Origin of the sequence: Pantoea alfalfae (assembly GCF_019880205.1) — a bacterium.
GTDB classification, from domain to species: Bacteria; Pseudomonadota; Gammaproteobacteria; order Enterobacterales; family Enterobacteriaceae; genus Pantoea; species Pantoea alfalfae.
The window spans coordinates 3,294,972-3,307,526 of the sequence record NZ_CP082292.1 but is presented as its reverse complement, the minus strand read 5'-3'; the positions used below and the strand labels follow the sequence as shown (position 1 = coordinate 3,307,526).

The 12,555-nt window shown below is 56.2% G+C and carries 11 protein-coding genes; all 11 read left to right on the top strand.

The features are described from left to right. Positions 1 to 12 precede the first annotated feature (12 nt). Entirely contained in the window at positions 13 to 1,023 is a 1,011-nt protein-coding gene (gene cra, locus K6R05_RS15620; protein WP_013356758.1) for a catabolite repressor/activator, read from the top strand. Between the two features lie 494 nt (positions 1,024 to 1,517). Then, entirely contained in the window at positions 1,518 to 1,976 is a 459-nt protein-coding gene (gene mraZ / locus K6R05_RS15615) for a division/cell wall cluster transcriptional repressor MraZ (RefSeq protein ID WP_009092149.1), read from the top strand. A gap of 2 nt (positions 1,977 to 1,978) precedes the next feature. Next, entirely contained in the window at positions 1,979 to 2,920 is a 942-nt protein-coding gene (gene rsmH / locus K6R05_RS15610) for a 16S rRNA (cytosine(1402)-N(4))-methyltransferase RsmH (RefSeq protein WP_222924567.1), read from the top strand. Beyond that, positions 2,917 to 3,237 (top strand): cell division protein FtsL, encoded by a 321-nt coding sequence (ftsL, locus tag K6R05_RS15605; protein WP_003854764.1) that lies wholly within the window; start codon positions 2,917 to 2,919, stop codon positions 3,235 to 3,237. Before rsmH ends, ftsL begins: the two co-directional genes overlap by 4 nt. Positions 3,238 to 3,253: 16 nt before the next feature. Further along, positions 3,254 to 5,023 (top strand): peptidoglycan DD-transpeptidase PBP3, encoded by a 1,770-nt coding sequence (gene ftsI / locus K6R05_RS15600; protein WP_013356760.1) that lies wholly within the window; start codon positions 3,254 to 3,256, stop codon positions 5,021 to 5,023. Continuing rightward, entirely contained in the window at positions 5,010 to 6,497 is a 1,488-nt protein-coding gene (murE, locus tag K6R05_RS15595) for a UDP-N-acetylmuramoyl-L-alanyl-D-glutamate--2,6-diaminopimelate ligase (RefSeq protein WP_161731632.1), read from the top strand. Before ftsI ends, murE begins: the two co-directional genes overlap by 14 nt. Beyond that, positions 6,494 to 7,852 (top strand): UDP-N-acetylmuramoyl-tripeptide--D-alanyl-D-alanine ligase, encoded by a 1,359-nt coding sequence (gene murF, locus K6R05_RS15590; RefSeq protein WP_222924566.1) that lies wholly within the window; start codon positions 6,494 to 6,496, stop codon positions 7,850 to 7,852. Before murE ends, murF begins: the two co-directional genes overlap by 4 nt. Further along, positions 7,846 to 8,928: a phospho-N-acetylmuramoyl-pentapeptide-transferase gene (gene mraY / locus K6R05_RS15585; RefSeq protein WP_013356763.1), complete on the top strand. Its 1,083-nt coding sequence runs from the start codon at positions 7,846 to 7,848 to the stop codon at positions 8,926 to 8,928. The genes murF and mraY overlap by 7 nt, the downstream gene beginning before the upstream one ends. A 2-nt stretch (positions 8,929 to 8,930) precedes the next feature. After that, positions 8,931 to 10,247 (top strand): UDP-N-acetylmuramoyl-L-alanine--D-glutamate ligase, encoded by a 1,317-nt coding sequence (murD, locus tag K6R05_RS15580; protein ID WP_161731628.1) that lies wholly within the window; start codon positions 8,931 to 8,933, stop codon positions 10,245 to 10,247. Further along, positions 10,247 to 11,461 (top strand): cell division protein FtsW, encoded by a 1,215-nt coding sequence (gene ftsW, locus K6R05_RS15575; protein ID WP_222924564.1) that lies wholly within the window; start codon positions 10,247 to 10,249, stop codon positions 11,459 to 11,461. The genes murD and ftsW overlap by 1 nt, the downstream gene beginning before the upstream one ends. Next, positions 11,458 to 12,516 (top strand): undecaprenyldiphospho-muramoylpentapeptide beta-N-acetylglucosaminyltransferase, encoded by a 1,059-nt coding sequence (gene murG / locus K6R05_RS15570; protein ID WP_161731624.1) that lies wholly within the window; start codon positions 11,458 to 11,460, stop codon positions 12,514 to 12,516. The genes ftsW and murG overlap by 4 nt, the downstream gene beginning before the upstream one ends. Positions 12,517 to 12,555 lie beyond the last annotated feature (39 nt).

Below are 12,555 nucleotides of genomic sequence, written 5' to 3'. Positions count from 1 at the left end.
GGTGGGGTTATCGTGAAACTGGATGAAATTGCGCGTCTGGCAGGCGTATCGCGCACCACGGCCAGTTATGTGATCAATGGCAAAGCGCGGCAGTATCGTGTCAGCGACAAAACCGTTGAGAAAGTCATGGCGGTGGTACGTGAGCATAATTATCACCCTAATGCGGTGGCTGCCGGGCTGCGCGCCGGGCGAACGCGCTCTATTGGGTTAGTCATTCCCGATCTGGAAAATACCAGCTATACCCGTATTGCGAACTATCTGGAGCGACAGGCGCGTCAGCGCGGCTATCAGCTGCTGATTGCCTGTTCTGAAGATCAGCCTGATAACGAAATGCGCTGCATTGAACATCTGTTACAGCGGCAGGTCGATGCGATAATCGTCTCTACCTCGTTACCGCCAGAGCATCCCTTTTATCAGCGGTGGATCAACGATCCCCTGCCGATTATCGCGTTAGACCGCGCGCTGGATCGTGAACATTTCACCAGCGTAGTGGGTGCCGATCAGGATGATGCACAGACGCTGGCCGCTGAATTGCGTCAGCTTGAGGTTAAAAATGTGCTGTTCCTTGGCGCGTTACCTGAGCTCTCAGTGAGTTTTCTGCGGGAGATGGGGTTCCGCGATGCCTGGAAAGACGATCCCCGCCCGATTGACTATATCTACTGCAACAGCTTCGAACGTACAGCCGCTGCGGCGCTGTTTGAAAAATACCTGGAAGATCACCCGATGCCGGAGGCGCTGTTTACCACCTCATTTGGTCTGCTGCAGGGTGTCATGGATGTGACGCTGAAACGTGACGGAAGACTGCCGACCGAGCTGGCCATTGCCACGTTTGGCGACCACGAATTACTGGACTTTCTTGAGTGTCCGGTCCTGGCGGTAGGGCAGCGTCATCGTGACGTAGCAGAGCGCGTACTGGAATTAGTTTTAGCCTCTTTAGATGAACCCAGAAAACCGAAACCGGGTTTAACCCGCATTCGTCGTAATTTATACCGTCGCGGACAATTAAGCAGAAAAGTTAAATGAGTAACGGGCAGTATTACGCTGCCCGCCCATTTTATTTCCGTAATGTACTGATTAAATAAACAGGTCGACGTAAAAAAGCGTAAATTCTGCTCATCAAATCTAACAAAGTCGAAAGGCTTATTTTTATTATCTGCTTACAACTTCAACAAACTTCCTGCCCCGTCTGGCCTGAAGCTGCTGTGCTTCCTTTCGGAAATCCCCTAAAATGCCGCCGCTGTCTCAGAAACTACGATAAATATTCAGCGCTTCACATTGTTTCATTTTTAGTCATTTTTACCCGGATCCTTATTTTTATTCAGGTATTCATTGGCTTAATTTTTATATTCCTTTTTTATTCGTTTATATCGTCGCCAGAAATTAATTTTGCGCTCTGTAAAGAGTGATATTCAACTACCGCTCCGGCTTGACAAGGATTTCATGGGATCCTTAAACTCGTTTCGTGGTAAAAAGTGGGATAAAGTGGCGTAAATGGGTGACCAGGAGGAGAGACTGGCATGTTCCGCGGAGCAACGTTAGTCAATCTCGACAGCAAAGGGCGGCTCGCCGTACCCACGCGATATCGCGATTTGCTGATTGGGGAGTCTCAGGGGCAGATGGTCTGTACCATCGACCTCCACCAGCCATGCCTGTTGCTTTATACCCTGCCCGAATGGGAAATCATTGAAAAAAAGCTGGCACGCCTTTCCAGTATGAATCCACTTGAGCGTCGCGTGCAGCGTTTGCTGCTGGGACATGCCAGTGAATGTCAGATGGACAATGCAGGCCGCCTGCTGCTGGCAAATACGCTTCGGCAGCATGCAAAATTAACCAAAGAAGTGATGCTGGTTGGACAGTTCAACAAGTTTGAGCTGTGGGATGAACAGACCTGGTATCAACAAGTCAGGGACGATATTGACGCAGAACAGTCGGCTCAGGAGCCTTTATCTGAGCGGTTGCAGGACTTGTCGCTATAGCTATGCAGGAAAATTTTAAACATACCACCGTACTGTTGGATGAGGCGGTTAACGGCCTCAATATCAGGGAAGACGGTATTTACATCGACGGTACTTTTGGCCGTGGTGGTCACTCACGCCTGATTCTTTCGCAACTGGGAGAGAAGGGAAGGCTGATCGCTATCGATCGCGATCCGCAAGCTATCGCCGCTGCTGCGGAGATCACCGACCCGCGTTTTTCAATTATTCATGGCCCTTTTTCCGCACTGGCAGAGTATGCCGCTGAACGGGATTTAGTCGGAAAAATTGACGGCATTTTACTCGATCTGGGGGTTTCATCACCGCAGCTGGATGATGCCGAACGCGGCTTCTCCTTTATGCGTGACGGACCGCTGGATATGCGCATGGATCCTTCGCGCGGTCACTCCGCCGCAGAATGGTTGCTGCACGCGGAAGAAGCGGATATCGCTTTCGTCCTGAAGACCTACGGTGAAGAACGATTCTCTAAACGTATTGCCCGGGCCATTGTCGAGCGCAATCGTGAACAGCCGATGACTCGCACCCGTGAGCTGGCTGAAGTCATCTCTGTCGCCATGCCCGTGAAAGATAAGTTTAAGCATCCGGCTACACGCAGCTTCCAGGCAATTCGTATCTGGATTAACAGCGAACTGGAAGAGATCGATATTGCGCTGAAAGGGGCGGTTGAGGTGCTGGCACCACAAGGTCGCCTCTCTGTCATCAGCTTCCATTCACTGGAAGATCGGCTGGTGAAGCGCTTCATGCGCGATCAGAGTCGCGGGCCACAGGTGCCTGCCGGGATACCGATGACTGAACAGCAGCTGCGAGCCCTGGGCGGGCGTGAACTGAAGCTGCTTGGCAAGATGTCGCCAGGTGACGCTGAAGTCTCTGAGAATCCACGTGCGCGCAGTTCGGTATTACGTATCGCGGAGAAAACCGACGCATGATCGGCAATGAGCGCCACAGTCTGCCCGCCGTCATCGGCGGGGATTTGCTGCGAAAAGGCAAGATTCCGGTGCTGTTGCTGATCGCTGTGGTGGTGTCTGCCGTGCTGGTGGTCACCACCACCCATAAAACACGCCTGCTTACCGCGCAGCGCGAACAGCTGGTGCTGGAGCGTGATGCGCTGGATATTGAGTGGCGCAACCTGATTCTGGAAGAGAATGCGCTGGGCGACCATAGCCGGGTTGAACGCATCGCCACCGAGAAGCTGCAGCTGCAGCACGTTGATCCTTCACAAGAAAATATCGTGGTGCAGAAATAAGGATTTCAGATAGCGAATGAGCGGCACAGGCAGAACGCTGAAGTTAAAGAAACCGGAAGATAAAGCCAGCTTTGTAAGCTGGCGTTTTGCGTTGCTGTGCGGCTGTATTTTACTGGCGCTGGGCGGTTTGCTGTCGCGTGTGGCCTGGCTGCAGGTGATCAATCCGGGCAAGCTGGTGAAAGAGGGCGATCTGCGCTCGCTGCGTGTTCAGGCTGTGCCGACTTCACGCGGGATGATCAGCGATCGCGCTGGCCGCCCATTGGCAGTCAGTGTACCGGTTAATGCCATCTGGGCTGATCCAAAAGAGCTGCATGCCGGTGGTGGCGTAACGCTGGACAGCCGCTGGAAAGCGCTGTCTGATGCGCTCTCTATTCCGCTTGATCAACTGGCGGCCCGCGTCAATGCCAATCCTAAAGGCCGCTTTGTCTATCTGGCGCGCCAGGTCAATCCGGCCATCGGTGAATACGTCAAAAAACTCAAACTTCCCGGTATTCATCTGCGCGAAGAGTCGCGTCGTTACTACCCTGCCGGGCAGGTGACCTCCCATCTGATTGGCTTTACCAATATCGACGGCCAGGGCATTGAAGGCATTGAAAAGAGCTTTGATAAATGGCTGACCGGTGCGCCGGGCGAGCGGACGGTACGCAAAGACCGTTATGGTCGCGTTATTGAAGATATCTCGTCAGTGGACAGCCGCGCCGCCCATAACCTGACTCTGAGTATTGATGAGCGCTTACAGGCGCTGGTCTACCGGGAACTGAATAATGCGGTGGCCTTTAACAAAGCGGAATCGGGCACCGCGGTGCTGGTGGATGTGAATACCGGTGAAGTGCTGGCGATGGCCAACAGTCCGGCTTACAACCCAAATAATCTCACCAACACGCCTAAAGATCTGATGCGTAACCGCGCAATTACCGACATCTTCGAGCCGGGTTCTACCGTGAAGCCGATGGTGGTGATGACCGCGCTGCAGCGCGGCGTGGTCAGAGAGAATAGCGTCCTGAATACCGTGCCGTACCGGGTCAATGGTCATGAGATCAAAGATGTGGCGCGCTACAACGAATTGACCCTGACAGGGGTTTTACAGAAGTCGAGTAACGTCGGTGTTTCACGTCTGGCGTTAGCGATGCCTTCCTCAGCGCTGGTAGAAACTTACGCGCGCTTTGGACTGGGCAAACCGACCAATTTGGGGCTGGTCGGGGAAAGCAGTGGCTTATACCCTAAAAAACAACGGTGGTCTGACATAGAGAGGGCCACCTTCTCTTTCGGCTACGGGCTAATGGTAACGCCGTTACAGTTAGCGCGAGTCTACGCAACGATTGGCAGCTATGGCATTAATCGCCCGCTGTCGATTACCAAAGTGGATCCGCCCGTCGCGGGACAACGCGTTTTCGATGAGTCACTGGTGAAAACCGTGATGCACATGATGGAAAGCGTGGCGCTGCCCGGTGGCGGTGGCGTTAAAGCGGCAATCAAGGGTTATCGCATTGCGATAAAAACCGGTACGGCGAAAAAAGTCGGGCCGGATGGACGCTACGTCAATAAATATATTGCTTATACCGCAGGCGTGGCGCCTGCCAGTCATCCCCGATTCGCGCTGGTGGTGGTGATCAACGATCCCCAGGCCGGCAAGTATTACGGCGGTGCGGTTTCTGCACCGGTGTTTGGTGCCATCATGGGCGGCGTACTGCGCACCATGAACATCGAGCCGGACGCATTACCGACGACCAATGACAGGAATGAGTTGGTGACTAACAGAAGTGAGGAATCAAGTGACAGATCGTAACCTGCGCGACTTACTCGGCCCCTGGGTGCCAGGTGCGCCGGCGCGCCCACTGCGCGACATGACCCTGGATAGCCGCATGGCGGCGTCTGGCGATCTGTTTGTCGCGGTTGCAGGCCATCAGGTCGATGGACGCCGTTTCATTCCGCAGGCGATTGCGCAGGGCGTCGCCGCCGTAGTGGCTGAAGCTGAGGATGAAGCGACCGACGGCGAAATCCGTGAGATGCACGGCGTACCGGTTATCTATCTGGCGCAGTTGAATCAGCGCCTTTCAGCCTTAGCAGGCCGCTTTTACCAGCAGCCGGGCGAGAAGCAGACGCTGATTGGCGTCACCGGCACCAACGGTAAAACCACGACTACCCAACTGCTGGCGCAGTGGGCGACGCTGCTGGGTGAGACCAGTGCGGTGATGGGCACCGTCGGCAACGGGCTGGTGGGGCACTTAGTCGCCGCAGAAAATACGACCGGTTCAGCAGTGGACGTTCAGCATACGCTGCACGAACTCGCTGAAAAAGGAGCGACCCTGACCGCGATGGAAGTCTCGTCACACGGTCTGGTGCAGCATCGCGTTGCAGCACTGCCGTTTGCCGCTGCGGTCTTCACCAACCTCAGTCGCGATCACCTCGATTACCACGGTGACATGCCGGGCTATGAGTCGGCCAAATGGCTGCTGTTTTCTGAGCATCAGGTTGGACAGGCGATTCTTAACGCTGATGATGAAGTTGGTCGTCGCTGGCTGGCGCGCTTACCTGATGCGGTTGCCGTCACCATGGAGGATAACCTTCAGCCGGGCTGCCATGGCCGCTGGCTGAAAGCCGATGCGGTGGAGTATCACGACAACGGTGCGCATATCCGTTTCAGCTCAAGCTGGGGCAACGGTGAAATCGACAGCCCGCTGATGGGCGCGTTCAACGTCAGTAATCTGCTGCTGGCACTGGCGACCCTGCTGTCACTGGATTATCCACTGGCGACGCTGGTCAGTGTTGCACCACGGTTACAGCCGGTTAACGGGCGTATGGAAGTCTTCAGCGCTGCAGGAAAACCGACGGTCGTAGTGGATTATGCCCACACGCCGGATGCGCTGGAAAAAGCGCTGGAAGCGGCACGTCTGCACTGCAAAGGAAAACTCTGGTGCCTGTTTGGCTGCGGCGGGGACCGTGACAAAGGCAAACGCCCGTTAATGGGTGCGATTGCTGAGCAATATGCGGATGTGGTGGTGATCACCGACGACAATCCGCGTAGCGAAGATCCGCAGGCGATAGTAAAAGACATTCTGACTGGTTTGCTCGAACCGGGCCGCGCCCGCGTGGTATCGGGTCGTGCGCAAGCGGTCACTAACGCCATTATGCAGGCACAGCCTGACGATATCGTGCTGGTGGCGGGTAAAGGCCATGAAGATTATCAGATCATCGGCAACCGTCGTCTCGACTACTCCGATCGTGCCACAGTAGCGGCACTGCTTGGAGGCGCAGCATGATTCCGGTTTCATTAAAGACCCTGGCGGAAATTACCGGCGGCACGCTGCACGGCAGCGATTTAACCCTGAATGATGTGACCACCGATACCCGCAAAGTGACGGCGGGCAGCCTGTTTGTCGCGCTGGTGGGCGAACGCTTTGATGCCCATGACTTCGCCGTAGATGCCATTGCTAGTGGCGCACAGGCGCTGCTGGTCAGTAAGCATTTACCTGTCGCCGTGCCTCAGGTGGTGGTTGAGGATACCCGGGTTGCCTTTGGCCGACTGGGTGCCTGGGTTCGTCAGCAGTCGACCGCCCGCGTAGTCGCGCTGACCGGCTCTTCCGGCAAAACCTCGGTTAAAGAGATGACCGCAGCGATTCTGCGTCAGTGTGGCGAGACGCTCTACACCTCGGGCAATCTCAACAACGATTATGGCGTACCGATGACGCTGCTCCGCCTGACCGCAGAACATCAGTACGCGGTTATCGAGCTGGGTGCTAATCATCAGGGCGAAATCGCCTACACCACTGACCTGGTTAAACCGGAAAGTGCACTGGTGAATAATCTGGCCGCGGCACACCTGGAGGGCTTTGGCTCACTGGCCGGTGTCGCTAAAGCGAAAGGTGAGATCTTTCAGGGTCTGCCGGCTCACGGCATTGCAATTCTCAACGAGGAGAGCAACGACTGGCCAAACTGGCAGACCACGCTGCAGGACAAAACCGTGTGGCGCTTCTCGCCGCAGGCGGCTGAGTGTGATTTCTCCGCCCGGGATATCCGCATTGCGCAGGATGGCACCCATTTTGTGATGAACACACCGCGTGGCACAGCTGAGATCGTATTACCGTTGCCGGGTCGTCATAACATCGCTAACGCTCTGGCGGCGGCGGCACTGGCTCTGTCGGTAGATGCGCCGCTTAGCGCCGTTCAGCAGGGACTGAAAAACCTGCAGTCGGTGCCAGGTCGCCTGTTCCCGGTACGTCTCTCTGCGCATCAACTGCTGCTGGATGACAGCTACAACGCTAACGTCGGATCGATGACCGCCGCCGTCCAGGTCCTGTCAGAGATGCCTGGTTACCAGGTGCTGGTCGCGGGTGATATGGCGGAACTGGGTGAAGAGACTGAAAAATGCCACCGCGAAATTGGCGAAGCGGCACGCGAAGCAGGCCTTGACCGCGTACTGACCTGTGGAAAATTCAGCCACTTCATCAGTGAAAGCAGTGGCGTTGGTGAACATTTCAGCGATAAGACGGCGCTGACTGAACGTTTACGAGAATTGTTGTCCCAACACTCAGAAATTACCGTCCTGATAAAAGGTTCACGTAGTGCCGCCATGGAGCAGGTAGTACAGAGCTTAAAGGAGAAAGGAACATGTTAGTTTGGCTGGCCGAGCATCTGGTCGCTTTTTATTCGGGCTTTAACGTCTTTTCCTATCTGACGTTTCGCGCCATTGTCAGCCTGCTGACCGCACTATTTATCTCACTCTGGATGGGGCCGCGCCTGATCGCCTGGCTGCAGAAATTACAGATTGGCCAGGTCGTCCGTAACGATGGCCCGGAATCGCACTTCAGTAAGCGCGGGACGCCTACCATGGGCGGCATCATGATTCTGACCTCCATCACCATTTCGGTGCTGATGTGGGCCTATCCGTCGAACCCCTATGTCTGGTGCGTGCTGTTCGTGCTGGTCGGCTTTGGCATCATCGGCTTTGTCGATGACTACCGTAAAGTGGTGCGCAAAGACACCAAAGGCCTGATCGCCCGCTGGAAATATTTCTGGATGTCGGTGATTTCGCTGGGTGTGGCGTTCGGACTCTATGCGGCGGGCAAAGATACCCCCGCGACTCAACTGGTCGTGCCGTTTTTCAAAGACATCATGCCGCAGCTTGGCCTTTTTTATGTGCTGCTTGCCTACTTTGTGATCGTCGGAACGGGTAACGCGGTCAATCTGACCGATGGCCTGGATGGGCTGGCGATTATGCCAACCGTCTTTGTCGCTGCGGGCTTCGCGCTGGTTGCCTGGGCAACCGGTAATGTGAAGTTTGCTGAATACCTTCATATTCCCTATCTGCGTCACGCCGGTGAGCTGGTGATTGTCTGTACCGCTATCGTCGGGGCAGGGCTGGGCTTCCTGTGGTTCAACACCTATCCGGCTCAGGTCTTTATGGGCGACGTCGGCTCGCTGGCTTTAGGCGGCGCGCTGGGCACTATCGCGGTGTTACTGCGTCAGGAATTTTTACTGGTGATCATGGGCGGCGTATTTGTGGTTGAAACGCTGTCGGTGATCCTGCAGGTGGGATCGTTCAAGTTGCGCGGCCAGCGTATTTTCCGCATGGCGCCGATCCATCACCACTATGAACTTAAGGGCTGGCCGGAACCGCGCGTTATCGTGCGCTTCTGGATTATTTCGCTAATGCTGGTGCTGATTGGCCTGGCCACGCTGAAGGTGCGTTAATCATGGCTGACTATCGGGGTAGAAAAGTCGTCATCATCGGACTGGGCCTTACCGGGCTCTCCTGTGTTGATTTCTTTTTAGCGCAGGGCGTCACGCCTCGCGTGATGGATACCCGTGTCTCGCCGCCGGGACTGGATAAATTACCCGGGCAGGTTGAACGCCATCTGGGCGGCATTAATGGTGACTGGTTACTGGCGGCCGATCTGATTGTTGCCAGCCCAGGCGTCGCGCTGGCGCATCCGATTCTCAGCGAAGCGGTTGAAGCCGGAATTGAAATCGTCGGTGACATTGAGCTGTTCTGCCGCGAGGCGCAGGCACCCATCGTGGCAATTACCGGTTCCAACGGCAAAAGCACCGTGACCACGCTGGTGGGTGAGATGGCGAAAGCCGCAGGCTGGCAGGCCGGCGTCGGCGGCAATATTGGTCTGCCCGCGCTGAGTCTGCTGCAATCACCGGCCCAACTCTATGTACTGGAACTTTCCAGCTTCCAGCTTGAGACTACGCATAGCCTGAAAGCGGCTGCGGCAACCGTGCTTAACGTTACCGAAGATCATATGGATCGCTATCCGCTGGGTATGCAGCAGTATCGTGCTGCCAAGCTGCGGGTCTATGAGAATGCGCAGATCTGCATCGTTAACGCCGATGATGCGCTGACGATGCCAGTACGTGGTGCGGATAAGCGCTGCGTCAGTTTTGGTGTCGATTTCGGCGACTACCACCTCAATAAGCAGCAGGGCAGTATCTGGCTGCGGGTAAAAGGCGAGAAAGTCCTGAACACCGCTGAAATGAAGATGGTGGGACAGCACAACTACACCAACGCGCTGGCGGCGCTGGCGCTGGCTGATGCGGTGGGTCTGCCACGCGCCTCCAGCCTCGCGGCTTTAACGCACTTTAACGGTCTGGCGCATCGCTTCCAGCTGGTCCATGAACACCAGGGTGTGCGCTGGATTAATGACTCCAAAGCGACCAACGTCGGCAGCACCGAAGCGGCGCTGAATGGTCTGCAGGTAGAGGGAACGCTATGGCTGCTGATGGGCGGTGATGGTAAGTCAGCCGACTTTACGCCGCTGATCCCCTGGCTGCAGGGCGACAATGTGCGTATCTACTGTTTTGGCCGCGACGGCGATGCGCTGGCAGCGCTGCGTCCTGAGATCGCCGTACGCACGGAGACGATGCGTCAGGCGATGGAGCAGATCGCGCCGCAGGTCAAAGCAGGCGATATGGTTCTGCTGTCGCCGGCCTGCGCCAGCCTTGACCAGTTCCGTAACTTTGAGCAGCGCGGTGAGCAGTTCGCGCAACTGGCGAAGGAGCTGAGCTGATGCGTATTCCTGGCGCCGGACTGGCGGGTTACTTCTCAGGACGCCTGAAAGACTGGGTGATGGGCGCTCGCGAAAGTGATGACTCATCGCTGGTGCTTTATGACCGCACACTGTTATGGCTGACGCTGGGCCTGGCGGTAATTGGTTTTGTGATGGTGACGTCGGCGTCAATGCCGGTAGGTCAGCGTCTGAATGACGATCTTTTCTACTTCGCCAAACGTGATGCGTTTTACATCGTGCTGGCTTTAGGTATGGCGCTGGTCACGCTGCGGGTGCCGATGGATTTCTGGCAGCGCTACAGCAACGTGATGCTAATGGTCACGGTGGCGATGCTGCTGATTGTTCTGGTCGTCGGCAGCTCGGTTAACGGTGCCTCGCGCTGGATCGCGCTCGGGCCGCTGCGTATCCAGCCTGCGGAGCTGTCGAAGCTCTCCCTGTTCTGCTATCTCGCCAGCTACCTGGTGCGCAAAGTGGAAGAGGTGCGAAACAACTTCTGGGGCTTCTGTAAGCCGATGGGCGTGATGGTCGTGCTGGCTGTGTTACTGCTGGCGCAGCCGGACCTGGGTACGGTGGTGGTGCTGTTTGTCACTACGCTGGCGATGCTGTTCCTGGCCGGTGCCAAACTGTGGCAGTTCATGGCGATTATCGGCTCCGGTATTTTTGCGGTAATTCTGCTGATTATTGCCGAACCTTATCGTATGCGTCGTGTGACCTCGTTCTGGAACCCGTGGGAAGATCCGTTTGGTAGCGGCTACCAGCTGACGCAGTCTCTGATGGCATTTGGTCGCGGGGAATTCTGGGGGCAGGGGCTCGGTAACTCGGTGCAAAAGCTGGAATATCTGCCGGAAGCGCATACCGACTTTATTTTCGCCATCATCGGGGAAGAACTCGGCTATGTCGGTGTGGTAATGGCACTTTTAATGGTATTCTTCGTCGCTTTTCGTGCGATGTCGATTGGCCGTCGTGCTCTGGAACTGGATCAGCGTTTTTCCGGGTTTTTAGCCTGTTCAATCGGTGTCTGGTTCAGCTTCCAGGCGCTGGTTAACGTCGGGGCTGCAGCCGGTATGTTACCGACCAAAGGCCTGACCTTACCGCTGATCAGTTACGGTGGTTCGAGTCTGATCATTATGTCGACCGCCATCGTCTTTTTATTACGCATAGATTATGAAACGCGCCTGGCGAAAGCGCAGGCGTTTACCCGAGGTGGTCGATGAGCGGTAAGCGATTGATGGTGATGGCAGGCGGAACCGGTGGACATGTCTTTCCCGGTCTGGCTGTCGCCCATCATCTGATGGAACAGGGCTGGCAGGTTCGCTGGTTAGGCACCGCCGACCGTATGGAAGCCGATCTGGTGCCAAAACATGGCATTGACATCGACTTCATCCGCATCAGCGGGTTACGCGGGAAAGGCATGAAAGCGCTGCTGCTGGCACCGCTGCGCATCTTCAATGCATGGCGTCAGGCGCGTCGCATCATGAAAGCCTGGCAGCCGGATGTGGTGCTGGGCATGGGCGGCTACGTTTCTGGTCCTGGCGGCTTAGCGGCGTGGAGCTGTGGTATTCCTGTGGTGCTGCATGAGCAGAATGGGATCGCCGGGCTGACCAACAAATGGCTGGCGAAAATCGCCACCAAAGTTTTGCAGGCGTTTCCGGGCGCGTTTCCCGCCGCCGATGTGGTGGGAAATCCGGTTCGTACTGATGTTCTGGCTCTGCCTTTGCCCGCGCAACGTCTGGCGGATCGTCATGGCCCGATTCGGGTACTGGTGATTGGCGGCAGTCAGGGTGCGCGGATTCTGAACCAGACGCTACCGCAGGTTGCGGCGCTGGTGGGTGATGAGATCACCCTGTGGCATCAGACGGGTAAAGGGGCACAGCCCGAAACAGAGAAAGCGTATCAGCAGGTCGGACAGACGCAGCATAAGGTCACTGAGTTTATAGATGACATGGCTGCCGCCTACGCCTGGGCTGATGTGGTGGTATGTCGCTCCGGCGCATTAACCGTGAGCGAAGTCGCTGCCGCCGGATTACCGGCGATTTTCGTGCCGTTTCAGCACAAAGATCGCCAGCAGTACTGGAACGCGCTGCCGCTGGAGAAAGCGGGCGCCGCCAGAATTTTTGAGCAGCCGCAGTTTACTGCGGAGGCTGTAGCGGATCTGCTACGCCACTGGGATCGCGTAACACTGCTGACGATGGCTGAGCAGGCCCGTCAGGTGGCGATTCCCGATGCGACTGAACGAGTCGCTCAGGAAGTGGCTCGCGCCGCAAAGTAATCATTCCGGTCAGCGTGTCTGACCTGTACCCCGAGTGGG